Here is a 23,822-nt window from a genome sequence, read left to right as displayed (position 1 = left end):
TTCACCTCGCCGCCGATCGTCGGCACGCCGACGCAATTGCCATAGCCGCCGATGCCGTGGACGACGCCTGCGATCAGATGCCGCATCTTGGGATGGTCGGGCCGCCCGAAGCGAAGCGCGTTCAGGTTCGCGACCGGCCGCGCGCCCATCGTGAACACGTCGCGCAGGATGCCGCCGACCCCCGTCGCCGCGCCCTGATAGGGTTCGATATAGGACGGGTGGTTGTGGCTCTCCATCTTGAAGATCGCCGCCTGGCCCCGGCCATCTGGACCTGGGCCGATATCGACGACCCCCGCATTCTCGCCGGGACCGCAGATGACCTGCGGGCCGGTGGTCGGCAGCTTCTTCAGGTGGATGCGCGACGATTTGTAGCTGCAATGCTCGGACCACATCACCGAGAATATGCCGAGTTCGACCAGATTGGGCTCGCGGCCGAGCGCGCTCAGCACGCGGTCATATTCGTCGGCGGACAGGCCGTGCTCGGCGACGATCTGCGGGGTGATGGCGGTCATGATCCTTCATTGCCCGTAGGGCGGCTGGGTAAACCCCGCCGGGCTCGACGTGAAGATCTCGCACCCGTCCTCCGTGATCCCGATCGAATGTTCGAACTGCGCGGACAAAGACCGGTCGCGGGTCACCGCGGTCCAGCCGTCGTCGAGCAGCTTCACGTCGGGACGGCCGATGTTGATCATCGGTTCGATCGTGAAGATCATGCCCGGCCGCAACTCCGGCCCGGTGCCGGGCTTGCCGACATGGACGACCTCGGGCGCATCGTGGAACAGCCGCCCCAGCCCATGCCCACAGAAATCGCGGACCACGCCGTAGCGATGTTTTTCCGCATGGCGCTGGATGGCGTTGGCGACGTCGCCCATGTGGTTGCCCGGCCGCGCCTGCTCGATGCCCAGCATCAGGCATTCGTAGGTCACCTCGACGAGGCGGCGCGCCTTCAGCGGTACGTCGCCGATCAGGAACATCCGGCTCGAATCGCCGTGCCAGCCGTCGAGGATGGGGGTGACGTCGATGTTCACGATCTCCCCCGCCTTCAGCGTGCGGTCGCCGGGGATGCCGTGGCAGACGACGTGATTGACCGAGATGCAGCTCGAATGCGTATAGCCGCGGTAGCCGAGCGTCGCGGGCACGCCGCCCTTCGATCCGACGAAATCGTAGATCAGCCGGTCGATCTCGCCCGTCGTCACGCCCGGCACCATGTGCGGGGCGAGCATGTCGAGCGTCTCCGCGGCAAGGCGACCCGCCTTGTGCATCCCGTCGAACGCGGCGCGGCCGTGGAGCTTGATCGCGCCGGTACGGGTGTCGTGCGCATCGACGAGCGCGGTTACATAGTCTGTCATCGGGGCGATATAGCGTGGCGCGACCGGCTTTGCGAGCGTAGGGCGGCGGCATGGATAACGAGCGCATCTGGACCGCCGCCCTCCTCGTCATCGGCGACGAAATCCTCTCCGGCCGCACGCAGGACAAGAACGTCGCGCAGGTCGCGGCGTGGCTGGGCGTGCAGGGCATCCGCCTGGCCGAGGTGCGCGTGGTTCCGGACCGGACCGAGGCGATCGTCGAGGCGGTCAACACGCTCAGGGCGCGCAACGATTATCTGCTCACGACCGGCGGCATCGGGCCGACGCACGACGACATCACCGTCGATGCGATCGCCGAAGCGCTGGGCGTCGGCGTCGTCCACCATCCCAGGGCGATGGAGACGCTGACCCGCTATTATGAAAGCCGCGGCGGGCTGAGCGAAACCCGGGCCCGGATGGCGAGAGTGCCCGAGGGGGCGGACCTGATCGAGAACCGCCTGTCGGGCGCGCCGGGGATCAGGATCGGCAACGTCTTCATCATGGCGGGCGTGCCGCATATCACCGCCGGTATGCTGGATGCGCTGACCGGCACGCTGGAGGGCGGGCGTCCGGTGGTGTCGGAGACGATCGGCTGCTGGGTCGCCGAGAGCGAGGTCGCGGACCTGCTGCGATCGACCGAGAAGGACTTCCGCGATCGGGGCGAGGTGGCGATCGGCAGCTATCCGTTCTTCCGCGACGGGAAGGTCGGGGCGAATTTCGTCGTGCGCAGTCCGGATGCGGGGTTGGCGGCGGCTTGCGTGGCGGATTTGGCGAAGGCGCTGGCGGCCGGCGGATGGTCGGTCGTGGCGGGCGGAATTTAGGATCGATATCGGCTTTGCCGCTTGCTTCTCCGTCACCCGGGCTTGTCCCGGGGTCCATCGCGCCGCGCACCGTCCGGCCGGTGGATGCGCGGCACGATGGATGCCGGGACGAGCCCGGCATGACGGAAAATGTGAGCCGGATGCGATCCGAACCATCGCGATGTCTGCCGACGCGAGGCCGCGGAAGTGGAGGAAGTGGAGGTGTGCCATTCACCTTTGCACATCGTGTGAAAACAAGGGCTTGCGAGGTTCGGCATCGCGATCGCTGTTGGATGGTCGGCGCGGGTTGGCATTGCGTGGACATGGCACAACGGGCGGCTTGTAGGACAGCAGGAGAACCGCGTTTTCACAAAATTGCGTTAGCCTAGTGCTACGTCGCGCTTCGTTATTTGGACGCTTATTCTGCCAGATCGTCCGACCTCTCTGCCTGCGAAACGCTGCCGCTAGCGAGATAGGCTTTCATAAACTGCTTGGGCGCCATACGATCAAGCATGTCGCTAACTATCGATAACCGGGAGAAACAGTTTCCAAGCGATCTCGATTTTCTACTGCACTTTCAGAACGTGCTGTTGCGTGCGGTTGAGGGAGCACGGGACGAAGAGATCGATCGAGAGTACAGTGAGATGAGGGCGGCGTTGTTGGCTGATCCACGATATGAGGAGACCATCCCGCAATTCGTGCATCGTCATCGTGACCTCGGTAGTCTCTGGCCGACGCTCAAAAGCTTCAGTCCACAATGGGAGCCACGCCGGGTAGAAGTGCGACGGCAATTCGAACCGGCTATAGCTGAAGCGGATCGTATCGATCCATTTGGCGTATCTCCCCAGCAGGTTTGGGCGGGCGACCTCCCGTTCGACTCGACGGCGTGGACTGGAGCAACCAAGCCGGGGGCGCGGCTTGCGGCTGTGAAAACTCTGTTGCCTGTAGCCCGCGCAGCCGTCGAGCGGTTGATCGAAAGCCTTGGTGCTCCTGGTCATAATGGAGGGCCGGCCTTGGACGGGACCATCGAGGCAATCGACGCCCTTCGTTCTCTTCATACCCTTCTTGGAGAGATCATCCAGGCGGCAGACGAAGGGAAGCTTAATCAAGCCTACAACGATGGAATGGTGCTAGAAGCTTGCCGATACGCAAAGCGTGCGGCGAAGAAGTTGCGAGACGATCCTATGCCATATGCGATGTCAGCATTGCTGCTCTCGGTGCTTTCCGCGTGCGGTTTCCCTGGGGTGGGAGGCTTCCTCGGCGGCGTAGCAGCCAACATCAAACGGAAAGAGTGACGGAACATTCGGACGGTGGGCTGCGCCGTGTATGGGTTGCGCAAAAGTCTAAACGCCCAGCGGTCAGCAGCTTCCTATTGTTCGAAAGCTGCCGTTCCGCTTTCCACCAATCCCAGTCATCCAACCCCGACAATCACCGAACCTCCCGCCCGCCCTTCCACAAGCGCAGCACCCGCCCCTCGACCGGCAATCCGTCGAACGGCGTATTGCCCGCCCGCCCGACGAACGCGCCGCCGTCGATCCGCCACGCCACCCGGTCGTCGAACAGCATCACGTCCGCCGGCATTCCCACCGTCAGCGATCCGGCCTCCAGTCCCAGCACCCGCGCCGGACCAAGCGCGAGCAGCGCGAACAGGCGGTCGAGCGGCAGCAGGCCGTCGCGGACCAGCATCAGCGCCAGCGGCAACAACGTCTCCGCCCCCGCCGCGCCGGGCTCGGCATCGGCGAAGGGCAGGCGCTTCGCCTCGGGGCCTTGCGGGTCGTGGCCCGAGGACAGGACGTCGATCGTCCCGTCCGCTACGCCCGCGCGCGCCGCCAGCCGGTCGGCTTCGCTGCGCAAGGGGGGGGACAGGTGCGCGAAGGTGCGGAAATCGCTCATCGCGATGTCGGACAGGTGCAGATGTGAAGGCGTGATCCCGCAGGTCACCGCGACGCCGCGCCGCTTGGCCGCGCGAATCAGGTCGAGGCCCGCGGCGGTCGTGACCTGGCGGATGTGGAGGCGGCCGCCGGTGTCCTCCGCCAGCATCAGGTCGCGCGCGATCGCCAGCGCCTCGGCGATGGCGGGGGCGGCGGGCAGGCCGAGCCGGGTGGCGGTCTCGCCCTCGGTCGCGACCGCGCCGGCGACGAGGCCGGCATCCTCGGCATGCGTGACGACCGCCAGGCCGAGGTCGCGGGCATAGGCCAGCACGCGGTGCATCACCCCGGCGTCGGCGATGGCCGCGCGGCCGGTGCCGACCGCGCGCGCGCCGGCGGAGGCGCAGATCGCCATCTCCGCCAGGTCCGTGCCCGCCAGCGCGCGGGTCGCGGCGGCGATGGGGTGGATCCACAGGTCGGGCTTGCCGACCAGCGCGGATCGCTGGACGATGCCGGGGTCGTCGAGCACGGGGGACTGGTCGGGCATCAGCCCGACGCGCACGATCCCGCCCGCGCGGCAGGCGGCGCGGTCGACCGCGAAGACGCCGAGGTCGACGATGCCGGGGGCGAGGACCGCGCCGTTGCAGTCGATGACTTCGGCGGGGCCGTCGAGCGTGTCGGCGATGACGCCGTCCGCGACGAACAGGTCGCCGGTCCTCTCGCCGCTCAAGGGGCAGACGATGCGGGCGCCGGTGAAGCGGAGCCTCATGCCGTCTCACCCTCACCCTTCGCCGCTGCGCGCCTCTTCCCTATCCCAGAGGGAGAAGGAAGGAGCGCCGAAGGCGCGGAAGGGTGAGGGTGACGCACGCGACTCATGCCCACCCCTCGACCCCACGCGCGCGCCGGGTCAGCACGTCCAGGCACGCCATCCGCACCGCGACGCCCATCTCCACCTGCTCGGTGATCGCCGAGCGCGCATGGTCCGCGACCACCGAATCGATCTCGATCCCCCGGTTCATCGGCCCGGGATGCATGACGAGCGCATCGGGCACCCGCGCGAACCGCTCCTGCGTGAGCCCGTAGCGCAGGCGATATTCGCGCGCCGAGGGGACATAGCCGCCCGCCATCCGCTCGGTCTGCAGCCGCAGCATCATGACCACGTCCGCCCCCTGCAGCGCGGCGTCGAAATCGGTGAACGGGGTCACCCCCATGCGCTCGATCGCCGCGGGCATCAGCGTGGTCGGCGCGCAGACGCGGACCTCGGCGGCGAGCGCGGTCAGCGCCAGGATGTTCGACCGCGCGACGCGACTGTGGAGCAGGTCGCCGCAGATCACGACGCGCTGGCCCGCGATGCTGCCGCGCCGCCGCCGGATGGTCAGCGCGTCGAGCAGCGCCTGTGTCGGATGTTCGTGCCGCCCGTCGCCGGCGTTCAGCACCGGGCAGTCGACCTTGTCCGCGATCAGCCGCACCGCGCCCGACGACATGTGGCGGATGACGATGACGTCGGCGCGCATGGCGTTCAGCGTCTGCGCGGTGTCGATCAGCGTCTCGCCCTTCTTCACGCTCGACTGCGCGGCATGCATGTTGACGACGTCCGCGCCGAGTCGCTTGCCGGCGATCTCGAACGACAGGAGCGTGCGGGTGGAGTTCTCGAAGAACGCGTTGATGAGGGTCAGGCCGTCGAGGCGCTTGTCGGGGGTGGCGTGCGCGCGGTTCGCGCCGACCCAGGTCTCCGCCTCGTCGAGCAGGAACGCGATCTCGTGCGGCTGGAGGCCGTCGATGCCGGTCAGGTGGCGATGCGGAAAGACGGCGCCGCCTTCGATCATTGCGGCAGGGCGGTGGTCCGATCCGGGCATCGAAGCGGCGGGGTAGAGCGCGATGCGCTGGCGTGCAAGCGGGGTCCCGTTTAAGGCACGGACATGCCGGCGCACAGCCTCTTCGCCTCGCTCGTCGCGGAGGACCGGATCGACGATCCTGCCTTCGTCGCCGCGCTCGACACCGCTTGCCGCCAGCTCGTGGTGGACGATGGCGCAGGGCGGCGCTGGTCGAAGGAGCATGGCTATCGGGGCTATACCTCCTACGCCTCGCTCGGCGATCTGCCGACGCGCGATCCCGATTTCGCCGAACTCAAGCGGCGGCTCGACCGGCATGTCGCCGCGTTCGCGAAGGACTGCGCGTTCGATCTGGCCGGTCGCAAGCTCAAGCTGGACAGCCTTTGGGTCAATATCCTGAAGGCAGGCGGCGCGCATTCGGGGCATATCCATCCGCACAGCGTGGTGTCCGGGACCTTCTATATCGCGGTGCCGGCGGGGGCGGGGGGGTTGCGGTTCGAGGACCCGCGGCTGGCGATGATGATGGCCGCCCCGACCCGGATCGCCGATGCGCCGGTCGCGCTTCGTCGGTTCGTGACGATCGATCCGGTGCCGGGAACGTTGCTGCTGTGGGAAAGCTGGCTGCGGCACGAGGTGCAGCCCAATGCGGGGAAGAGCGAGCGGATCAGCGTGAGTTTCAATTACCGGTGGTGACTTCGTCATGCCGGGCTCGTCCCGGCATCCATCGTGCCGCGCATTCGTCGGCCGTCGGGTCTCGCGGCACGATGGACCCCGGCACAAGGCCGGGGTGACGGAGGCTTCGCGCCTAACTCAGCCGGTCGATCTGCTCCCGCGTCAGCGATCCCGGTATGATCATCAGCGGCACCGTCAGCGCGCCGGCGTCGGCACCCGCGAAGTGCGTCACCAGCGCGCCCGGCGCGCCACTGGCCGCCGCGCCGAGCACCAAAGCGGCGATGTCGGGATTGCCGGCGATCAGCGCGCGCACGATGGCCGGCGCGTCGCCTTCGCGCACCGTGATCGACGGGCGCAGGCCCGATTCGGCGATGATGGTGCCGGCCGCCGCCGCGACCAGCCCTTCGGCATGCAGTCGCGCCTCTTCCTCGATCGTCGCCTGTACGCCCCCGAACGCCATGAATTCGGCCGGCGGCAGGATCGTCAGGATCTCCACGCCGCCGCCGGTCTTCACCGCACGCCGGGCGGCGAAGCGGAGCGCGATGCTCGATTCCGCGCTATCGTCGACGACCACCAGATAGATACGCATGGGCTGCCCTTCCGCGGCGCATCGTGGCCCGCCCGTGCCACCGGCGCAAGTATCGCGCCTTGACCGCATGACCGTGGAGGACGAGAGAAAGCCGCGCCGGATATGTTCGAGGAACCACATGTCGATCGAGATCAAGATGCCTGCTTTGTCGCCGACGATGGAGGAAGGCACGCTGGCCAAATGGCTGGTGAAGGAAGGCGATGCGGTGAAATCCGGCGACATCATGGCCGAGATCGAGACCGACAAGGCGACGATGGAGTTCGAGGCGGTCGACGAGGGGGTGATCGCGAAGATCCTGGTGGCCGAGGGTACCGACGGCGTGAAGGTCGGCACCGCGATCGCGATCCTGGCGGAGGACGGCGAGGATGCGTCCGCCGCCCCCGCTCCGGCGAAGAGCGACACGCCGGCGGCGGCGGCGGATGCGTCCGAACCGCGACCCGATCCGACGGACCCCAATGACGATGATAACGAGGCCGAACCGTTTACCCGCACCGAGGCGGAGGCGGAGGATCATGGTCGTCCGGCGGACGCCGGCCCCGCCGCCGTATCGGTCGATCATGGCGACGCGGGCGACCGCCTGAAGGCCAGCCCGCTCGCGCGCCGGATCGCCGCGGGCAAGGGCATCGACCTGTCGGGTGTGACCGGCTCGGGTCCGAACGGGCGAATCGTGAAGGCGGACGTCGATGGCGCGAAGCCCGTGGCGGAGGCTGCTGCCACTGTCGCGCCAGTTGCGAAAACGGTAGACGCGCCGATCGCCGCGACACCTGCCGCCCCGGCGAGACCGGCGGCGATCCCGGATATCCCGCACGAGACGACGAAGCTCGGCAACGTGCGCAAGACGATCGCGCGCCGGCTGACCGAATCGAAGCAGACCGTCCCGCACATCTATCTGACGGTGGACGTCCGGCTCGACGCGCTGCTGGCGCTCAGGACCGAACTCAACGCCAGCCTTGCGTCGCGCGGGGTCAAGCTGTCGGTCAACGACCTGATGATCAAGGCGCTGGCCGTCGCGCTGGTGCAGGTGCCCAGGTGCAACGTGATGTTCACGCCGGACGCTCTCGTCAGCTTCCAGCGGGCGGACATCTCGGTCGCGGTGTCGACGCCGTCGGGTCTGATCACGCCGATCATCACGGCGGCGGACACGCGCTCGCTGTCGTCGATCTCGACCGCGATGAAGGACCTCGCCGCGCGGGCCCGCGACAACAGGCTGAAGCCCGAGGAATATCAGGGCGGTACGGCGAGCCTGAGCAACATGGGCATGTACGGGATCACGCAGTTCGACGCGGTCATCAACCCGCCCCAGGGCATGATCCTGGCGATCGGCGCCGGCGAGAAGCGGCCCTGGGTGATCGACGATGCGCTCGGTATCGCGACGGTCATGTCGGCCACTGGCAGCTTCGACCACCGCGCGATCGACGGCGCGGACGGGGCGCAACTGATGCAGGCGTTCAGGCAGCTGGTCGAACGGCCGCTGGGGATGTTGGCGTAGTGGATGCATTCGCGATCCATTCCCGCACTACTCCCACCCCGGCGAAGGCCGGGGCCCAGTTGCGAAGGTCCTGGTGATGGGGCGTTTCGCGCTCCGACGAACGTCGTGTACCTGGGCCCCGGCCTTCGCCGGGGTGGGGTTTCTTGCTCGCCGGGCGGTGCCGCAGTGATCGCCGTCCGCCGCCATTTCTGGATCGAGCTGGCCTTCTTCGTCGGAAGCGTGGGTGCGATGTTCGCGTTCGTGTGGGGGCTGACGTGGAGCTACCCGCTGGGCCATGCCACGTTCTGGTCGATCGGGATGGTCGCGGTCGCATCGGTCGCGGCGATGGGATTGCCGTCGCTCGCCCGCGCATGGAACGCGTTGCGCCGCGCATGACCGACACGCTGCCCAACGCCGCGCCGACGATCCGGGTGACCGCGATGCCGGCCGATGCGAACCCCTATGGCGACATCTTCGGCGGCTGGCTGATGGCGCAGATGGACCTGGCCGCGGGATCGGTCGCGTCGCGCCATTCGGGTGGCCGCGCGGTGACGATCGCGGTCGACGCGATGAAATTCCACGCGCCGGTGCTGGTCGGCGACGAGGTGTCGGTGTTCGCGACGCTGATCGCGGTCGGCAACACGTCGATGACGATCGAGGTCGAGGCCTGGCGTCGCGCGCGCCATGTCGAGGACATGTGCAAGGTGACGCAGGCGCGGTTCGTGTTCGTCGCCACCGACGAGGACCGGCTGCCGCGGCGGGTCGTGGGGTTGGACTGATGGCCGACTTACTCTGCACACGCGACTACATTCCCATCAGTTTCATAGGCTGCGGTATGACCCGGTGTGCGTTGCTGGCGCTCGAGCCGAGTTCACGCGTATGGCTTGAAATCGAGGGTGAGCCTCTTCTGTTCGAACGGATGCCGGACGGCCCCGACGGCAGCATTTCGCGCTTTGAAACCAGTGGCATCAAGCGAGGCAGCTTGGCAGCAGATCTCCCACGCCTCTTTAGGCTCGGTAATTGAATTGAGCTTCACGGAGCGACCTGTTGACGCCGGCCGGTCTAGCGAACGGTGGAGCGATGACGATCTGCCAAACGGCACATAACGACACAGGAACGTACCATGCCTGACCAATTCGACCTCGTGATTCTCGGTTCCGGACCGGGCGGCTATGTCGCGGCGATCCGGGCGAGCCAGCTGGGGCTGAAGACCGCGATCGTGGAGCGCGAGCGGCTGGGGGGCATCTGCCTCAACTGGGGCTGCATCCCGACCAAGGCGCTGCTGCGGACGTCCGAAATCTATCATTACATGCAGCATGCCGCGGATTACGGGCTGAGCGCGGACAATGTCGGGTTCGATCTGGGCAAGGTCGTCGATCGCAGCCGCAAGGTCGCGGGGCAGCTGAACGCAGGCGTCAAGGGCCTGATGAAGAAGAACAGGGTCGCCGTCTATGAGGGCGTCGGCATGCTGACCGGCAAGGGTGGCCTGAGCGTCAAGCAGGGCGACAAGACGACCGAACTGCACGCCAAGAACATCATCGTCGCGACCGGTGCCCGCGCGCGCGACCTGCCGTTCGCGCGAGCCGACGGTGCGCGCATCTGGACGTATCGGCATGCGATGGTGCCGACCGAGATGCCGACCAAGCTGCTGGTCATCGGATCGGGTGCGATCGGGGTGGAGTTCGCCAGTTTCTACAACGACATGGGCGTGGACGTGACGATCGTCGAGATGCTGCCGCGTATCCTGCCCGTCGAGGACGAGGAGGTGAGCGCGTTCATGGAGAAGGCGCTGACCAAGCAGGGGATCAGGATCCGGACCGGTGTGGGGGTCGAGAAGATCGAGACCGGTGCGGCCGAGGTGAAGGCGTCGATCAAGGGCAAGGATGGGACGGTTTCCGCTGAGACGTACAGCCACGTCGTCGTCGCGATCGGGATCGTGCCCAATACGGAGGATATCGGGCTGGAGGCGCTGGGCGTCGAAACCGAGCGCGGGCATATCGCGACCGACGGCTATGGCCGCACCAATGTCGACGGCATCTGGGCGATCGGCGACGTCACCGGCGCGCCGTGGCTCGCGCACAAGGCCAGCCATGAGGGCGTGATCGCGGTCGAGAAGATCGCGGGCGGATCGCCCCACCGGATGGACAAGGGCAACATCCCCGGCTGCACCTATTCGCGGCCGCAGGTCGCGAGCGTCGGGATGACCGAGGCGAAGGCGAAGGAGGCCGGCTACGAACTCAAGGTCGGCAAATTCCCCTTCATCGGCAACGGCAAGGCGATCGCCCTGGGGGAAGCGGAAGGCTTCGTGAAGACGGTGTTCGACGCGAAGACCGGCGAATTGCTCGGCGCGCACATGATCGGGGCCGAGGTGACCGAGCTGATCCAGGGCTATGTCGTCGCGCGCCAGCTGGAGACGACCGAGGCCGAGCTGATGGAGACGGTCTTCGCGCATCCGACGTTGAGCGAGATGATGCACGAAAGCGTGCTCGGCGCGTATGGCCGGGCGATCCATTTCTGATTTCGATCGATACCGGTCGCGGGTCGGCGAGGGTATGCGGCCAGGGCCCAGGGGACGATCCGGGGCAAGCTGCTTGCCCGGCCTGCCCCCGCGTGCCAGCACCGGTCGCATGACGACGACGATCGGCGATCGATGACGGCGGCACGGCGTTACGCGGTGGTCGCGGCGTCGCTTTGCGCCCTGTCGATCGTGCTCTTCTGGCCCGGCTATGCGATGTACGACAGCGTCGCGCAATATGAGCAGGTGGTGACCGGCGCGTATGACGACTGGCACCCGCCGGTGATGGCACGGTTGTGGTCGGTACTGCATCCGCTCGGCCCGGGTGCCGCGCCGATGCTCGTGCTGCAGATGGCGCTGTATTGGACCGGACTGGGCGGCATCGCGGCGGGGCTGGCGGCGGGGGGCAGGACGCGCGGTGCGGCGGCAATGCTCGCGATCGGCGTATTGCCGTCGTTCCTGGGGTGGCAGGCGGTGGTGTTGAAGGACGCGCAGGCGACGGGGGCGTTGCTGGCCGCGGCCGGACTGACGGCGTGGTGGCGGCTGCGCGGCGTACGCGTTCCCGTCGCGGCCGGGATCGCGGTGGTCGTGCTGATCGCCTATGCGACGCTGGCGCGGGCCAATGCGGTGTTCGCCGCGGTGCCGCTGGGGGTCTTGTTGCTGCCGGGGACCGTCCGCTGGCCGATGCGGACCGGGTCGTGGACCGGTATGACGCTCCTCGTCCTCGCGCTCGCGCCGATCGTCAACCACCGGCTGCTGGGCGCGAGTTCCAGCGGCGTCGAACGTACCGCGCCGTTGTTCGACATGGCGGGGATCGCGGCGCGGACGCCGGATGCGGACGGCACCGGGCTTCTTGCCGAAGAGCGCGCGGTGGTGATCGCGCGGCGTTGCGCGCGGCCGTTCTTCTGGGACCCGCTCGGCGATCCGGCGCATTGCGGGACGGCGATGGATCGATTGCGCGCCATGCCGGCCGGGGCGGTCGACCGGCTGTGGCTGACCGCGATCGTCCGGCATCCGCTGGCCTATGCCGCGCACCGGGTCGGGCACCTGAACTCCACCGATCGGTGGCTGGTGGCGGCGCATTGGCCCGACGCCAATCCGCCCCGGGCGACCGAGCCGAACGCGCTGGGACTGGGATCGCCCGGGCGGGTCGCGGTCGCGTGGCAGCGGTTTGCGGGGGCGCTGGTGGAAACGCCGCTCGGCTGGCCGATCGCGTGGATCGTGGTCGCCGTTGTCGCGCTCGTGGTGGCGACCGGGCGTCCGCGCCCCGCACGCGACATGGCGACTGCGCTATTGGGGTCGGCACTGTTGCTCGAGGCAAGCTTCGCGGTGCTTAGCATCGCGTCGGACCTGCGCTATCATCTATGGCCGATGATCGCGACCGCGGCGGCGGCGGTCCTGCTGGCCGACGGTACCCCGCTGCCACGGCGGGTGGCCTGGGGCGGGGCGTTCGTCCTGATGCTGGTGATCGAGACGGCGGTGGCCGCGCGGGTCATGCTGCCCGCTGCACCCACGACGTATCTGGGAATGCTGGGGTAGGCCCACCCGTTCACGCCACCTGCGATCGTCGCCAGTCGCGGTTGGCAAGCGCGCGGGCTTCCTCGACGGGGAGGGGGCGACCGAAATAATAACCCTGGACCTTCGAACAGCCGAGGTCCTGGACCATCCGGTGCTCCGCTTCGGTCTCGACGCCTTCCGCGGTCGTCGCCATGCCGAGGCTCTTGGCAAGCGCGACGACGGCACGGATGATCGCGATCGCCTCGCGCACGCCCTTCGACGCGCTCTGCACGAAGCTGCGGTCGATCTTGATCGAGGAAAAGCGCGTGCGGCTGAGATAGCCGAGCGAGGAATAACCGGTCCCGAAATCGTCGAGACTGAGGCGAACGCCCATGTCGAGCACCTTCTCCAGCACCTTGGTCGCGCCAAGGCCCTGCATGAAGACGCTCTCGGTCACTTCCAGCTCCAGTCGTTCCGCGGACAGCCCGCTATTCGCCAGTGCCGATGTGACGACGGTCACGAAATTGGGGTTCTGCAGCTGATCGGGCGAGACGTTGACCGCCACCCGGATGTCGGTCGGCCACCGCACGGCCTCGTCGCAGGCGGTACGAAGCACCCATTCGCCGATCGGCGCGATCAGCCGCGCCTCCTCGGCGAGCGGAATGAACTTCATCGGGGAGACGGTACCGAAGATCGGGCTGTTCCAGCGGAGCAGTGCCTCGAACCCCATCAGCGACCCTGTGCCGGCATCGACGACGGGCTGATAGGCGAGGTGCATCTCGCCTTTTTCCAAGGCGGTGCGAAGCGCCATCTCCAGCACGCGGCGCTCCTCCGCCTGCACGTGCAATTCGGGTTCGTAGACGTGGACGAGGCCGCCGCCGCCGTCCTTCGACCGGTACAGGGCAAGGTCGGCGGACCGGATCAGCATTTCCGCGGTGCGGCCGTCGCGCGGGCCCACCGCCAGGCCGATGCTGGCACCGACATAGAGCTTGTGCTGATCGACCTCATAGGGTTGCGACAACGTATCGATGATATGACGCGCGAATGCCTCGACCGCGGCGATGTCGCGCGCATCGCGGACGATGACCGCGAATTCGTCCCCACCCAGCCGACCGCACATCGCGTTCGTGGTCATCAACTGGCCGAGCCGTTCGGACACGCGGCCAAGCAACCGGTCGCCGATCGGATGGCCGAGCGTATCGTTGACCGCCTTGAACCGGTCGAGATCGAGCATCATGAATGCGCAGCGGCCGCCCCATTTGTCCGCATCGGTCATCGCGTGCACCAATGTTTCATTGATGAGCAAGCGGTTGGGCAGCCCGGTCAGCGTGTCGAACCGGGCCATGCGGTTGATCTTGTCGGTCGATGCGCGCTGTTCGGTCACGTCGGAGCCGACACCGCGAAAGCCGATGAACGCGCCGCGTTCGTCGAAGCGCGGGCTGGCGGCGAGTTCCCACCAGCGTTCCTCGCCCTCCACGTTGACGGGCAGGCGCAGGTCGCGGAAACTCTCGCGCCCCTTCAGCTTGTCGGCCAGCGTATGCAGGCTGGCGGCGAAATTGCCGGTTTCCCAGGCGGGTCCCGCCAGGACCTGCAGGAACGCCATGCCGTTGATCGTGACGGGATCGAGTCCGCAGGCGAAGGCGAACCGCGGCGACGCTTTCACGACGCGGCGCGCGACATCGGTTTCCCACAGCCAGTCGGCACCATTGTCCTCGAATTCGCGGAGCAACAGGCTGACCGTCTCGTCACGTTCGGCCAGAGCCATTTCCGCGGCGCGGATCGTGACCAGCGCACGGGCGCGTCCGACACAGGCGGTACCGAGCAGCAGCGTGAAGAGCAGGACGCCGACCGCCGCCGCATGGGCACCCGACCATATGAGATCGACCGCGGTCGCGGAGCCGATGCCGGCAAGAAAGACGAGCGTGGCCAGAGCAAGTGGTGCCATCGTCAGCGACGCGGCCGTCATCAGGATGGCGAGCGTGACGCCCAGTCCGGCGGACGTGCCCGGGGAATTGGGACAGAACAGGAGCGGTACGACCGCCCAGACGATCGCCAGCGCCGCGCCTTCGAACGCGGTGTTGCGCAGTTCGGGCAGCCGGGCATAGCCGTCTTCGCGGTGATGCGCCGCCAGTCGGCGGAACGCGACCGTGACCACGACGACCGCCACGGCAACGGACCAGGCGATCAACCAGGAAAGCGCGATGGTCTTCGCCAGCAGGACGAACGATGCCGTCGCACCTGTCAGATTGGCGGCGAGCAGGACGAGGGCAAGCTGCCGTCCGGCGGCCAGCTGCATCGACCGCAATCGACCCGATTCGGCCGGGTCCGCGCCGTCGCGCAGGCCCAGAAGTATCGTAAAGCCGATTTGTCTCGGCACGGGTGGAGTTTGGGTCTCGATCGTCACCCGTGGATCGATACGGCAAATCCGTTAGCGGTTCGTTGCCATCCCAACCCGGTTCGTCGCATTTGGATCATATCGGTTCGGGATCGACCGCCGGCTCAGGCGGCGATGTCGTACGGCTTGATTTCGCCCGCCAGATACAGGTTGCGCGCCTTCGCGCGGCTGAGCTTGCCGGAACTGGTCCGCGGCAGCGTACGCGGGGGGATCAATTCGATGACGCAGTTCATGCCGGTCACCGCGCGCACGCGCTCGCGGATCGCGTCACGAAGGCGGGCGCGTTCGCCCTCGTCGGAACTGCGGCACTGGACCAGGACCGCCGGTGTCTCCTCGCCGCCCGGCGTCGTGATCGCGAAAGCCGCGATATCGCCCGCCTTGAAGCCCGGGAGTTGCTCCACGGCCCATTCGATGTCCTGCGGCCAGTGGTTGCGGCCGTTGACGATGATCATGTCCTTGGCGCGGCCGACGATGTAGACGTAACCGTCCGACAGATAGCCCATGTCGCCGGTGTCGAGCCAGCCGTCGACCAGGCAGGCACCGGTCGCGGCGTCGTCGCGGAAATAGCCCGCCATCACCGACGGCCCCTTGCACCACAATTTGCCGATCGCGCGCTCGGGCAGCGGTGTGCCGTCCTCCTCGCGAATTTCGATTCTCATATCGCGGACCGCCTTCCCGCAATTGACGATCGCGCGGAAACGCTGCGGACGCTTGCCGTCGGGGCCGTGCCCCTCGCCCGACAGCTGCATTTCCTCGACCAGTTCGACGCGGATACCCTCGCCGGGCGGCATGATCGACACCGCCAGCGTCGCCTCCGCCAGCCCGTAGCTCGGCAGGAAAGCCGACGCATCGAATCCCGCATCGGCGAAGGCGTCGACGAAGCTTTGCATCACGTCGGGCCGGATCATGTCCGCGCCGTTCCCGGCGAGCCGCCAGCGCGACAGGTCGAAGCGTTCGGCGGCCTTGGTCTGGCTCGACATCCGCCGTGCGCAGATATCGTAGCCGAAGGTGGGGGAATAGCTGATCGAGGTGCCCGTATTGCGGCTGATGAGATCGAGCCAGGCAAGCGGACGGCGCGCGAAATCCTCGGTCTTCAGATAATCCGCCGACACCTGGTTGGCGATCGGCGACAAGAGGCAACCAACCAGCCCCATGTCGTGATACCAGGGCAGCCACGACACGCAGCGATCGGTATCGACCACCTCCATGCCATGGCTATGCGCGGCCAGATTGTTCAACAGCGCGCGGTGGGTGATGACGACGCCGTGGGGAAAGCGGGTCGAACCGCTGGAATATTGCAGATAGGCGATCGAATCGGGACCCGCCGCCGGCAAAGCGGCCTCGGGCGCAGGGCGCGTTTCCAGTTCCGCCCAGTCGATGCCCGTCGTGGCTGCCGCCACCGCAGCCGTGCCCGCCATTTCGGCGAGCTCGGGCGGGTAGATCAGCATTACCGGGTCGCAACTGGCCAGCTGGACGCGCAGCTGTTCGATATAGGAATCGCGCCCGCCGAACGATGTCGGCAGCGGCAGCGGCACCGGCCAGGCGCCGGCATAGACCGTACCGAAAAACAGGGCCGCGAATTCCGGGCTGGTTTCGGCAACCAGCGCGATCCGGTCTTCGGGCTTCACCCCCGCCGCGATCAGCCGTCGCGCCATTGCCAGCGCATCGTCGCGCAGTTCGGCAAAACGGTAAGGGCGGGTCAGCGTCCCGCGCGCATCGTGGAAATTGAGACCGCGCGCGCCCGTCGCGGCATAATCCAGCGCGTCGCCAAGCGTCGTGAAATCGGCGAAGCGGCGCGCCAGGCCATCCTCGGTCGGCGTCGCGCGCAAAGCTGCATCGCTCGTCGCCGTCGAAAGGATGTGGTCGATCTTCATGCTCGTCTTTCGTCGGCGGATCGCTGGCGATCCTCATGCGATCCTGCACAATGCCCGTTATGCGCGTTCAAATTCGGGTGCGACTGTGGCACAAACATGGCGCATGCGGCGCAATCGTTCCTCCCGGGGGTCGCCGATCCCGCCGCTGGACGCCGCCGCGCTCGATCGGCTGGCGCTGCGTTACGTCGAACGCTTCGCGACCACGCGGGGGAAACTCGCGGATTATCTGCGCCGCAAGATCCGCGAACGCGGGTGGGAGGGGCCGGCAGCGGACCCGGTGGCACTGGCCGAGCGGATGGCGGGGCTCGGCTATGTCGACGACCGCGCGTTCGCCGCGGCGCGCGCCGGGGCGATGGCGCGGCGCGGTCTCGGCGCGGGGCGGATCGACGGCGCGCTTCGGCAGGCGGGGGTTCAGGAGGCAGATCGCGAGGACATCGCCCCCGATATCGCGGAAAGCGGCGTGGCGGCGGCGCTGGCCTGTGCGCGGCGACGGCGGATCGGGCCGTGGGGCGCGGGCGATCCCGACCGGGCGACGCGCGAGAAGCAGGTCGCGGCGATGCTGCGCGCGGGCCACGGCTTCGACCTCGTGCGGCGGATCGTCGCGCTGCCCGCGGGAGAGCCGATCGACCCGGATACGCTTTGATCATCTTTGCGGGAAAGGACGGCGTTGCAGCATGCGCGAACCATGCTAGCGTCGCATCACAGGGGTAGGTGCGATGCGTAGCGAAACGCCACAGGATGCGGGGGGGGCGGCCCGGATTGGCCCCAACGATCTCGACGGGCCGGACGCTACGGAATCGGTGCCGCTGGCCGGTACGGTCAAATGGTTCGACGTGACCCGCGGATTCGGGTTCGCGGTGGCGGACGACGAATCGATCGGCGACATTCTGATCCATTTTTCCGTGCTGCAACCGCATGGCCGACGCAGCCTGCCCGAAGGTGCGCGTGTCGAGACGCTGGCGGTCTCGCGTGGGCGCGGGTTCCAGGCGCGCAAGATCATCACGATCGACCTCGTCGACGCGGTCGAGGAACCACCCCAACGTCCGCGTCCGGCGGGCGACCGGGTCGATCCCGCGTCCCTGGTCGCGGATGCCGGACCGTTCGAGGCGGTCGCGGTCAAATGGTTCAACAGGCTGAAAGGCTATGGCTTTCTCGTCCGCCTGTCCGATGGTGCGGACGTGTTCGTCCACATGGAAACGCTGCGCCGTGCCGATATCGTCGCGGTCGAACCCGACGAACCGCTCCGTGCGCGCATCGTCGAGCGTGGTAAAGGGCCGCTGGCGGTGATGGTGGAGAAAGATGCGTGAGGCCGGCCGCGGTCTGGTCGATGCCGGTTGATGGCCGCGGGCAGGCACGGTAAGCGGACCCGCATGGGCATCAATCTCAATCCCCTCACCTGGTGGACCGGCGCGACCTGGGGCACCTGGTTCTACGGGTTGCGCGACAAGGTGCGCGTCGGCGGCGATTCGCTCGGCAACGTCTATTATGAGGGCGGTCGCGATACCGCGGGCAACCCGCGCCGCTGGGTGATCTACAACGGATCGAACGATGCCAGCCGGGTGCCCCCCGAATGGTTCGGCTGGCTGCACCATCAGATCGCGGACGTGCCCGAACGGGCGCTGCCGATGCCGCGGCCGTGGCAGAAATCCGCCATGGCCAACATGACCGGCACCGCCGATGCCTACCGTCCTTCGGGTGCGCTCGAAATGGGTGGCAAGCGTGCGGCGGCGACCGGCGATTACGAAGCCTGGACGCCCGAGGGGTGACGCGACGCTCGATTGCCGCGGCGGTGCTTGCCGTGGTGCTGTTGGTCGGTGGGGTGCTCGGGTTCCGTGCATGGCACCGGACCATCCCCGCGGACGGCGGCGATGCGGTCAGCCAGCCGGTACCCGAAATGCCCGGCCAGCCCGTGGCGGCGGACGGTGTCGAGACGGTCGATACCGGCGACGCGGCCGTCGATGCGGGCGCGACCCCGATGGCGCGGCGCGTGGCGGTGATCGGCCTGCTGAACAAGCGCAACGGCGATTCGCGCGATCTGACGCTGAAGGTCGGGCAGGCGGCGCGCGTCGGCGATACCGTCGTCCGGCTGCGCGCGTGCGAGGAAACCGCGCCATGGGAGAACGAGCATCTGACCGGCGCGTTCGTGCAACTGGATGTGCGCGGCTATGACCGGCGTTGGCGGCGGGTCTTTTCCGGCTGGCTGTACAAGGAACGGCCATCGCTGAACGTCGTTCAGCACCCGGTCTACGACGTATGGACCAAGAGCTGTACGATGTCCTTCCCCGACAAGGGGCCGGACACCGTCGCGCTGACCGACCCCGCGGCACGGTCGGTCGCGAAGAGGTCGCCGGGGGCGGACGAACCTGCCGATGCGCCGACGATCCCCGACAGCGCGGCGTCCAGCAACACGCAGTAATCCACCCGGTCGATCTCCACCGCGCCGAGCGAGGCGAGGTGGCTGGTCTGGAACTGGCAGTCGAGCAGGGTGAACCCGCCCGCCCTCAGCCGCGCGACCAGCCAGGCGAGCGCGACCTTCGACGCGTCGGTCGCGCGACTGACCATGCTTTCGCCGAAGAATGCGCGTCCCAACGCGAGGCCGTAGAGCCCGCCCGCCAGCCGATCCCCGTCCCAGCATTCGATCGAATGTGCGAAACCCATCGCGTGGAGCGTCCCGAACGCCTGTTCGATGCCGCGGTTGATCCATGTCTCCGGCCGACCCTGGACGCTTTCCGCACAAAGCATGACGATATCGGCGAAGGCGGTATCGATCGTGACCCGGAAACGGTCCGCCGCGATCGTCTTGCGAAGCGATCTCGACAGGCGGAACCCGTCCAGCGGCAGGACCGCGCGGCGTTTCGGTTCTACCCAATATACGCCGGCGGCGTCGCGGTCGTCCGCCATCGGAAAGACGCCGATCGAATAGGCGCCGAGGACGAGTTGGGGATCCAGGCGGTTCATTCTTCTTCTTCCCTCCCGCGAGCGGGAGGGGGCTCCGGCTGGAGCGATGTCGTCACCCTACCCCGCCAATCGCAACTCGATCGTCCGCCACAGCGCGTCGAACGCCTTCGCGCCCTCGGATCGCGGCGCGAACGATCCGACCGGCGCGCGCCTGGCGGCGGTCTGTTCGATCACGCTCGCCATCGGGATGACGGGCCAGTCGGGATGCCGTTCCACCGCGGCGGCGTGCAGGCTGCGGCGGCGATCGACCATGACATGGACGGGCATCACCGGTGTCTTGCCGCCGAGATGCGACACCACCGCCTGATAGGCGCGTTCGGACAGCGGCGAGGGGATGACCGGCACGACGATCAGGTCGGCGGCGCGCATCACCTGGTCCGCGGTATCGGTCAGCCCGGGCGGGCAGTCGAGCACGATCCGGTCATAATCCTGCAGCCCGGCCAGCAGTTTCGCGAGCCGCTTCTTCTTGTCGAGTTCGTGGAACAACCGGTCGAGCCCGCGCAACGATGCGTCGGCGGGGATCAGCTCGAGGCGCGGATAGGGCGTAGGACGCGCGCGGTCGGCGATCGATATCTCCTTCGAGAAAACGCCTTGAGCGTCGTTGTGCGTCGTATCGCAGCCGAGCAACCAGCTGCTCGCGGCCTGCGGGTCGAGGTCCCACAGCAACGTCCGCCGCGCCGATCGCTCCGCCGCGCACCAGGCCAGGTTGACCGACAGCGTCGTCTTCCCGACGCCGCCCTTCAGGCTGTAGATCGCAACCGTCGTCATGCGCGCGACCCTGCCGATTGCGGGATGGTGTGGCAAGCGGCGTCGCGCCAATAAAAAGGACCGGCGGATCGCTCCGCCGGTCCGGTATTCGAACTTGCGAACCCTAAATCAGGACTTGCAGCTCTGCACGGCCTTGCCCGGCTGCGTCAGTTCGATGCTGTCGGGGCCGCCGGTCAGCTTCCAGCCGGCGGCAGTCAGCGGCGCGCCGGTCGTGGGCGCGGTCAGCTTCGTCGCGGTACCGCCCTGCGTCGTGCGCACCATCGCCAGCTTGTCGCCCTGGAAGAACGTGACGTAGACGAGGCTGTTGTCCTTGCAGCGCAGCGACTTGTCCGCCTTGATCGCCGGCGGCATCTCGATCGGCGCGGCGTTCTTCAGCGCATTGGCCATCGGATCGGGGTTCGCATCGACGACCTCCGGTGCCTTTGGCTGTGAGTTGCAAGCAGCCAGCGCGAGCAGGGACGCGGCGGCGACGATAGGGAGGAAGGGGCTTTTCATGGCGGCCGAACATCTCGCTGATGCAGCATCCTCCGTCAAGGACGATATGGTTCGGTTCGCACCCCGGGATGCTCTTATTCGCAGCGGTTGGACGGGCGTATCGGGCGTAACGCCGCCTTGTTCTTTCGCAGTCGCAATACGCCTATCGTCGCCCGTGATCGATCGTTGCAGCAGTGCATCGTTACGTCCCAAGTTTCGATCGCTTGCTCCCGCCGGAGCATGAGGCCATCTAACGGGCATGCACACGACACCCGACACGCTTGCGCTCATCGGCAACACGCCGCTCGTCCGGCTGAAAGGCCCGAGCGCGGCGACCGGTTGCGATATCTTCGGCAAATGCGAATTCGCCAATCCCGGTGCGTCGGTGAAGGACCGCGCCGCCCTGTTCATCGTCGAGGATGCGGAGGCGCGCGGCACGCTTCGCGCCGGCGGTACCATCGTCGAGGGGACGGCGGGCAATACCGGCATCGGCCTGGCGCTCGTCGCCAATGCCAAGGGGTATAGGACGATCATCGTGATGCCGGACAACCAGGCCAAGGAAAAGATGGACACGCTGCGTGCGCTCGGCGCGGAGCTGATGCTGGTCCCCGTCGCGCCCTATTCCTCGCCCTGCCATTTCGTCCACACGTCGCGCCGGGTGGCAGAGGAGACCAAGAACGCGATCTGGGCGAACCAGTTCGACAATATCGCCAATCGGCGCGCACACATCGTCGGTACCGCGGAGGAGATCTGGGAACAGATGGAGGGGCGGATCGACGGCTTCACCTGCGCGGTCGGCACCGGCGGCACGTTCGCGGGGGTCGGGTTGGGGCTGAAGGCCAGGGACGAGGGCGTCTGCATCGCGCTGACCGATCCGCACGGCGCCGCTCTGTACGATTATTACGCGCATGGCGAACTGCATTCGGAAGGATCGTCGGTGGCGGAAGGGATCGGACAGGGGCGGATCACCGCCAATCTGGAAGGAGCCCCGGTCGATACGCAGTTCCGGATCTCGGACGCGGAAGGCTGGGACTGGACCCGGCGGCTGCTCGACGAGGAGGGGCTGTGCCTGGGTCTGTCCGCCGGGATCAACGTCGCGGGGGCGGTCCGGCTGGCGGAACGGCTTGGCCCCGGCAAGCGGATCGCGACCATCCTGTGCGATACCGGGTTCCGCTATCTGTCGACGCTATATTCGCCGGAATGGCGCGCCGCCAAGGGGTTGGCGTGAGGCGCGTTCGACAGGAGGCGCGCAGCCGGGTATTCTTCGCCCGGATGAAGCGGCGAAGCGACCCGAGCCAGTCGATGCAGCGCGTGAAGGTCGGGATGATCGGCCTGGCCGTCGTCGTGCTGCTGATCGGGCTGGCCAGCGCGATCATCGGATCGGCGACGCGCGAACGACCGGGCCCTGGCGCGGCCACATCGCAGACGATGGCGTCGAACATGACGATGGCGAACCAGGCGGCGGCCACCGAGCCGCTCGCCGAACTGGGCGTTGCGCCGACGGCGGGCAACGGCTCGGCGACAGGTCATTAACGATTGTCAGGAACGGGATCTGTCACGCAGCTTTGCCAATTTTTCCCGATCGATAAGCACAGCATCCGTAAAATCCCCAAAAATCCCGTTGCGTCCCTGAGTAACCCTTGATAACCAGCGTTAACAGCGGGGCAAGCCAACCGTCTGCTTATGCAGAGCGGGGGGACGATCATACGTCTCTCCGAGACCGGAGACGCGTGCGCGCCAGGGCGAGGTCGGCGTGGCGGACAGGGGGTATTATCAGGGGGACGGTATCGGCCTTGTCGACGACAAGGGCCGGGTCGCGATTCCCTCCGCCCTGCGCAATATCCTGGCCGCGAACGCACCCAAGGCGAACGGCAAGGACGGCGGCACGATCGTGATCGGCGCGCACCAGAAAAGCCGCTGCCTCGTCGCCTACGATCCCGGTTTCCTCGACATCATGGCCGCCCGGCTCGATCGGCGCGAGGCGGAGCATACCGGCGCGGACGGCGAGTTCGACTACAACATCAAACGTCGCGCGACGAGCGGGGAGGCGGTGCCGTTCGATGGTTCCGGCCGCTTCATCATGCCCGCTTTCCCGCGCTTCCATGCCGGCATCGGCGTCCATGCGTTCTTCTACGGCGTGTTCGACTATATCGAAATCTGGGACCCGAAGACGCTGATCGATACGCCCGACGCGCCCGACATCATGAAGTCGATGGCGCGGTTCCATATGGCCGAGCGGGGCGTCACGCCGTGACCGACGCCCCGCACATCCCCGTGCTGATCGCCGAGGTCGTCGCTGCGCTTGCCCCCGCGCCCGGGGAGACGATGGTGGACGCGACCTTCGGCGCGGGCGGCTACACCCGAGCGCTGCTGGCGACCGGCGTGCGCGTCGTGGCGCTCGACCGCGATCCGGATGCGATCGCAGGCGGGCAGGCGCTTGCGGCGGCGGACGATCGGCTGACGCTGATCGCCGCGGACTTCTCCGCGATGGCGGCGGTGGTCGGCGAGGGCGTCGATGGCGTGACGATGGATATCGGCGTGTCGTCGATGCAGCTAGACCAGGGGGAGCGCGGATTCTCGTTCCAGTCCGACGGCCCGCTGGACATGCGGATGAGCCGGGAGGGGATGTCCGCGGCGGATTTCGTCAACGATGCGGACGAAGCCGTGATCGCCGACGTCCTCTACCGCTATGGCGACGAACCCAAGTCGCGGCGCATCGCGCGCGCGATCGTCGCGGCGCGGCCGCTGACGCGCACCGGCGAACTG

26 protein-coding genes and 1 pseudogene are annotated in these 23,822 nt (G+C 67.5%); 16 read left to right on the top strand and 11 right to left on the bottom strand.

Annotated features, from left to right (window positions below; translation table 11 throughout):
* Positions 1 to 512 (bottom strand): AIR synthase related protein (locus ACFE7D_RS08355; protein ID WP_375394969.1); only part of this gene is annotated, 512 nt, incomplete at its 3' end.
* 6 nt (positions 513 to 518) lie between these two features.
* Positions 519 to 1,349 carry a type I methionyl aminopeptidase gene (gene map, locus ACFE7D_RS08350; protein WP_375394968.1) on the bottom strand — a complete coding sequence of 277 codons (831 nt, stop codon included), beginning with the start codon at positions 1,347 to 1,349 and terminating at the stop codon, positions 519 to 521.
* A gap of 50 nt (positions 1,350 to 1,399) precedes the next feature.
* On the opposite strand from map, the gene ACFE7D_RS08345 reads away from it, so the two are divergent.
* A complete protein-coding gene (locus ACFE7D_RS08345; RefSeq protein WP_375394967.1) occupies positions 1,400 to 2,167 on the top strand; it encodes a competence/damage-inducible protein A in 768 nt (255 codons plus the stop codon).
* Between the two features lie 491 nt (positions 2,168 to 2,658).
* Positions 2,659 to 3,441 (top strand): hypothetical protein, encoded by a 783-nt coding sequence (locus ACFE7D_RS08340; RefSeq protein WP_375394966.1) that lies wholly within the window; start codon positions 2,659 to 2,661, stop codon positions 3,439 to 3,441.
* 133 nt (positions 3,442 to 3,574) lie between these two features.
* On the opposite strand, the gene ACFE7D_RS08335 is transcribed toward ACFE7D_RS08340, so the two are convergent.
* Together ACFE7D_RS08335 and ACFE7D_RS08330 are read right to left on the bottom strand one after the other, a co-directional pair.
* On the bottom strand, positions 3,575 to 4,783 hold the full coding sequence (locus ACFE7D_RS08335; protein WP_375394965.1) for a dihydroorotase family protein: 1,209 nt from the start codon (positions 4,781 to 4,783) through the stop codon (positions 3,575 to 3,577).
* A gap of 103 nt (positions 4,784 to 4,886) precedes the next feature.
* Positions 4,887 to 5,870, bottom strand: a complete 984-nt coding sequence (locus ACFE7D_RS08330) for an aspartate carbamoyltransferase catalytic subunit (protein ID WP_375394964.1) — start codon at positions 5,868 to 5,870, stop codon at positions 4,887 to 4,889.
* A gap of 63 nt (positions 5,871 to 5,933) precedes the next feature.
* Here ACFE7D_RS08330 and ACFE7D_RS08325 point away from each other — a divergent pair, with 63 nt between their 5' ends.
* Positions 5,934 to 6,539 carry a TIGR02466 family protein gene (locus ACFE7D_RS08325; RefSeq protein WP_375394963.1) on the top strand — a complete coding sequence of 202 codons (606 nt, stop codon included), beginning with the start codon at positions 5,934 to 5,936 and terminating at the stop codon, positions 6,537 to 6,539.
* A 112-nt stretch (positions 6,540 to 6,651) separates the two neighbouring features.
* Here ACFE7D_RS08325 and ACFE7D_RS08320 read toward each other — a convergent pair whose 3' ends face one another.
* Positions 6,652 to 7,107, bottom strand: coding sequence for a universal stress protein (locus ACFE7D_RS08320; RefSeq protein WP_375394962.1), 456 nt, complete (start codon positions 7,105 to 7,107; stop codon positions 6,652 to 6,654).
* A 118-nt stretch (positions 7,108 to 7,225) separates the two neighbouring features.
* Between ACFE7D_RS08320 and ACFE7D_RS08315 the strand changes: the two genes are divergently transcribed.
* From ACFE7D_RS08315 to ACFE7D_RS08305, 3 genes are all read left to right on the top strand, one after another.
* Positions 7,226 to 8,596, top strand: coding sequence for a pyruvate dehydrogenase complex dihydrolipoamide acetyltransferase (locus tag ACFE7D_RS08315; protein WP_375394961.1), 1,371 nt, complete (start codon positions 7,226 to 7,228; stop codon positions 8,594 to 8,596).
* Positions 8,597 to 8,761: 165 nt separating this feature from the next.
* Positions 8,762 to 8,971, top strand: coding sequence for a hypothetical protein (locus ACFE7D_RS08310; RefSeq protein ID WP_375394960.1), 210 nt, complete (start codon positions 8,762 to 8,764; stop codon positions 8,969 to 8,971).
* On the top strand, positions 8,947 to 9,354 hold the full coding sequence (locus ACFE7D_RS08305) for an acyl-CoA thioesterase (protein WP_375394959.1): 408 nt from the start codon (positions 8,947 to 8,949) through the stop codon (positions 9,352 to 9,354). The genes ACFE7D_RS08310 and ACFE7D_RS08305 overlap by 25 nt, the downstream gene beginning before the upstream one ends.
* A gap of 92 nt (positions 9,355 to 9,446) precedes the next feature.
* Here the strand turns inward: ACFE7D_RS08305 and ACFE7D_RS08300 are convergent, their stop codons facing one another.
* Entirely contained in the window at positions 9,447 to 9,611 is a 165-nt protein-coding gene (locus tag ACFE7D_RS08300; protein ID WP_375394958.1) for a hypothetical protein, read from the bottom strand.
* Positions 9,612 to 9,698: 87 nt separating this feature from the next.
* Between ACFE7D_RS08300 and lpdA the strand changes: the two genes are divergently transcribed.
* Positions 9,699 to 11,093: a dihydrolipoyl dehydrogenase gene (lpdA, locus tag ACFE7D_RS08295; protein WP_375394957.1), complete on the top strand. Its 1,395-nt coding sequence runs from the start codon at positions 9,699 to 9,701 to the stop codon at positions 11,091 to 11,093.
* A 132-nt stretch (positions 11,094 to 11,225) separates the two neighbouring features.
* A complete protein-coding gene (locus tag ACFE7D_RS08290) occupies positions 11,226 to 12,629 on the top strand; it encodes a hypothetical protein (protein ID WP_375394956.1) in 1,404 nt (467 codons plus the stop codon).
* A 10-nt stretch (positions 12,630 to 12,639) separates the two neighbouring features.
* On the opposite strand, the gene ACFE7D_RS08285 is transcribed toward ACFE7D_RS08290, so the two are convergent.
* Together ACFE7D_RS08285 and ACFE7D_RS08280 are read right to left on the bottom strand one after the other, a co-directional pair.
* Positions 12,640 to 14,883: a putative bifunctional diguanylate cyclase/phosphodiesterase gene (locus tag ACFE7D_RS08285; protein ID WP_375394970.1), complete on the bottom strand. Its 2,244-nt coding sequence runs from the start codon at positions 14,881 to 14,883 to the stop codon at positions 12,640 to 12,642.
* Positions 14,884 to 15,086: 203 nt separating this feature from the next.
* Complete coding sequence (locus ACFE7D_RS08280; RefSeq protein ID WP_375394955.1) at positions 15,087 to 16,856, bottom strand: fatty acyl-AMP ligase; 1,770 nt, start codon at positions 16,854 to 16,856, stop codon at positions 15,087 to 15,089.
* Here ACFE7D_RS08280 and ACFE7D_RS08275 point away from each other — a divergent pair.
* From ACFE7D_RS08275 to ACFE7D_RS08260, 4 genes and pseudogenes are all read left to right on the top strand, one after another.
* Complete coding sequence (locus ACFE7D_RS08275; RefSeq protein WP_375394954.1) at positions 16,855 to 17,499, top strand: RecX family transcriptional regulator; 645 nt, start codon at positions 16,855 to 16,857, stop codon at positions 17,497 to 17,499. The two genes, ACFE7D_RS08280 and ACFE7D_RS08275, sit on opposite strands and share 2 nt — an antisense overlap.
* Before the next feature lie 73 nt (positions 17,500 to 17,572).
* On the top strand, positions 17,573 to 18,163 hold the full coding sequence (locus tag ACFE7D_RS08270) for a cold shock domain-containing protein (RefSeq protein WP_375394953.1): 591 nt from the start codon (positions 17,573 to 17,575) through the stop codon (positions 18,161 to 18,163).
* Between the two features lie 63 nt (positions 18,164 to 18,226).
* Positions 18,227 to 18,622, top strand: coding sequence for an NADH:ubiquinone oxidoreductase subunit NDUFA12 (locus ACFE7D_RS08265; RefSeq protein WP_375394952.1), 396 nt, complete (start codon positions 18,227 to 18,229; stop codon positions 18,620 to 18,622).
* Positions 18,623 to 18,750: 128 nt separating this feature from the next.
* Positions 18,751 to 19,065, top strand: a pseudogene (locus tag ACFE7D_RS08260) (DUF2155 domain-containing protein); the annotation flags it as partial.
* A gap of 35 nt (positions 19,066 to 19,100) precedes the next feature.
* On the opposite strand, the gene aat reads toward ACFE7D_RS08260, so the two are convergent.
* From aat to ACFE7D_RS08245, 3 genes are all read right to left on the bottom strand, one after another.
* The gene (gene aat / locus ACFE7D_RS08255; RefSeq protein WP_375394951.1) at positions 19,101 to 19,814 is read right to left on the bottom strand and encodes a leucyl/phenylalanyl-tRNA--protein transferase; all 714 of its coding nucleotides are present in this window, start codon (positions 19,812 to 19,814) and stop codon (positions 19,101 to 19,103) included.
* A 57-nt stretch (positions 19,815 to 19,871) separates the two neighbouring features.
* The gene (locus ACFE7D_RS08250; protein ID WP_375394950.1) at positions 19,872 to 20,582 is read right to left on the bottom strand and encodes a ParA family protein; all 711 of its coding nucleotides are present in this window, start codon (positions 20,580 to 20,582) and stop codon (positions 19,872 to 19,874) included.
* Positions 20,583 to 20,690: 108 nt separating this feature from the next.
* On the bottom strand, positions 20,691 to 21,077 hold the full coding sequence (locus ACFE7D_RS08245; RefSeq protein WP_375394949.1) for a hypothetical protein: 387 nt from the start codon (positions 21,075 to 21,077) through the stop codon (positions 20,691 to 20,693).
* Between the two features lie 238 nt (positions 21,078 to 21,315).
* On the opposite strand from ACFE7D_RS08245, the gene ACFE7D_RS08240 reads away from it, so the two are divergent.
* The 4 genes from ACFE7D_RS08240 to ACFE7D_RS08225 form a co-directional block, all read left to right on the top strand.
* Complete coding sequence (locus ACFE7D_RS08240) at positions 21,316 to 22,284, top strand: cysteine synthase A (RefSeq protein ID WP_375394948.1); 969 nt, start codon at positions 21,316 to 21,318, stop codon at positions 22,282 to 22,284.
* Positions 22,281 to 22,589: a hypothetical protein gene (locus ACFE7D_RS08235; RefSeq protein ID WP_375394947.1), complete on the top strand. Its 309-nt coding sequence runs from the start codon at positions 22,281 to 22,283 to the stop codon at positions 22,587 to 22,589. Before ACFE7D_RS08240 ends, ACFE7D_RS08235 begins: the two co-directional genes overlap by 4 nt.
* A gap of 220 nt (positions 22,590 to 22,809) precedes the next feature.
* The gene (locus ACFE7D_RS08230; RefSeq protein ID WP_375394946.1) at positions 22,810 to 23,310 is read left to right on the top strand and encodes a division/cell wall cluster transcriptional repressor MraZ; all 501 of its coding nucleotides are present in this window, start codon (positions 22,810 to 22,812) and stop codon (positions 23,308 to 23,310) included.
* On the top strand, positions 23,307 to 23,822 hold a 516-nt coding region (locus ACFE7D_RS08225), incomplete at its 3' end, for a 16S rRNA (cytosine(1402)-N(4))-methyltransferase (RefSeq protein WP_375394945.1). The genes ACFE7D_RS08230 and ACFE7D_RS08225, both read left to right, overlap by 4 nt.

Source organism: uncultured Sphingomonas sp. (genome assembly GCF_964244235.1).
Lineage (GTDB): Bacteria > Pseudomonadota > Alphaproteobacteria > Sphingomonadales > Sphingomonadaceae > Sphingomonas.
Note: the sequence above shows the minus strand (reverse complement) of the source record. Positions and strands in the feature narration are given on the sequence as shown.

Excerpts from the sequence above, each read along its gene's own strand:
- map (WP_375394968.1), bottom strand. The coding sequence starts at position 1,349 with ATGACAGACTATGTAACCGCGCTCGTCGATGCGCACGACACCCGTACC.
- ACFE7D_RS08345 (WP_375394967.1), top strand. The coding sequence starts at position 1,400 with ATGGATAACGAGCGCATCTGGACCGCCGCCCTCCTCGTCATCGGCGAC.
- ACFE7D_RS08340 (WP_375394966.1), top strand. The coding sequence starts at position 2,659 with ATGTCGCTAACTATCGATAACCGGGAGAAACAGTTTCCAAGCGATCTC.
- ACFE7D_RS08335 (WP_375394965.1), bottom strand. The coding sequence starts at position 4,783 with ATGAGGCTCCGCTTCACCGGCGCCCGCATCGTCTGCCCCTTGAGCGGC.
- ACFE7D_RS08330 (WP_375394964.1), bottom strand. The coding sequence starts at position 5,870 with ATGCCCGGATCGGACCACCGCCCTGCCGCAATGATCGAAGGCGGCGCC.
- ACFE7D_RS08325 (WP_375394963.1), top strand. The coding sequence starts at position 5,934 with ATGCCGGCGCACAGCCTCTTCGCCTCGCTCGTCGCGGAGGACCGGATC.
- ACFE7D_RS08320 (WP_375394962.1), bottom strand. The coding sequence starts at position 7,107 with ATGCGTATCTATCTGGTGGTCGTCGACGATAGCGCGGAATCGAGCATC.
- ACFE7D_RS08315 (WP_375394961.1), top strand. The coding sequence starts at position 7,226 with ATGTCGATCGAGATCAAGATGCCTGCTTTGTCGCCGACGATGGAGGAA.
- ACFE7D_RS08305 (WP_375394959.1), top strand. The coding sequence starts at position 8,947 with ATGGAACGCGTTGCGCCGCGCATGACCGACACGCTGCCCAACGCCGCG.
- lpdA (WP_375394957.1), top strand. The coding sequence starts at position 9,699 with ATGCCTGACCAATTCGACCTCGTGATTCTCGGTTCCGGACCGGGCGGC.
- ACFE7D_RS08290 (WP_375394956.1), top strand. The coding sequence starts at position 11,226 with ATGACGGCGGCACGGCGTTACGCGGTGGTCGCGGCGTCGCTTTGCGCC.
- ACFE7D_RS08285 (WP_375394970.1), bottom strand. The coding sequence starts at position 14,883 with ATGCAGCTGGCCGCCGGACGGCAGCTTGCCCTCGTCCTGCTCGCCGCC.
- ACFE7D_RS08275 (WP_375394954.1), top strand. The coding sequence starts at position 16,855 with ATGCTCGTCTTTCGTCGGCGGATCGCTGGCGATCCTCATGCGATCCTG.
- ACFE7D_RS08280 (WP_375394955.1), bottom strand. The coding sequence starts at position 16,856 with ATGAAGATCGACCACATCCTTTCGACGGCGACGAGCGATGCAGCTTTG.
- ACFE7D_RS08270 (WP_375394953.1), top strand. The coding sequence starts at position 17,573 with ATGCGTAGCGAAACGCCACAGGATGCGGGGGGGGCGGCCCGGATTGGC.
- ACFE7D_RS08265 (WP_375394952.1), top strand. The coding sequence starts at position 18,227 with ATGGGCATCAATCTCAATCCCCTCACCTGGTGGACCGGCGCGACCTGG.
- aat (WP_375394951.1), bottom strand. The coding sequence starts at position 19,814 with ATGAACCGCCTGGATCCCCAACTCGTCCTCGGCGCCTATTCGATCGGC.
- ACFE7D_RS08250 (WP_375394950.1), bottom strand. The coding sequence starts at position 20,582 with ATGACGACGGTTGCGATCTACAGCCTGAAGGGCGGCGTCGGGAAGACG.
- ACFE7D_RS08245 (WP_375394949.1), bottom strand. The coding sequence starts at position 21,077 with ATGAAAAGCCCCTTCCTCCCTATCGTCGCCGCCGCGTCCCTGCTCGCG.
- ACFE7D_RS08240 (WP_375394948.1), top strand. The coding sequence starts at position 21,316 with ATGCACACGACACCCGACACGCTTGCGCTCATCGGCAACACGCCGCTC.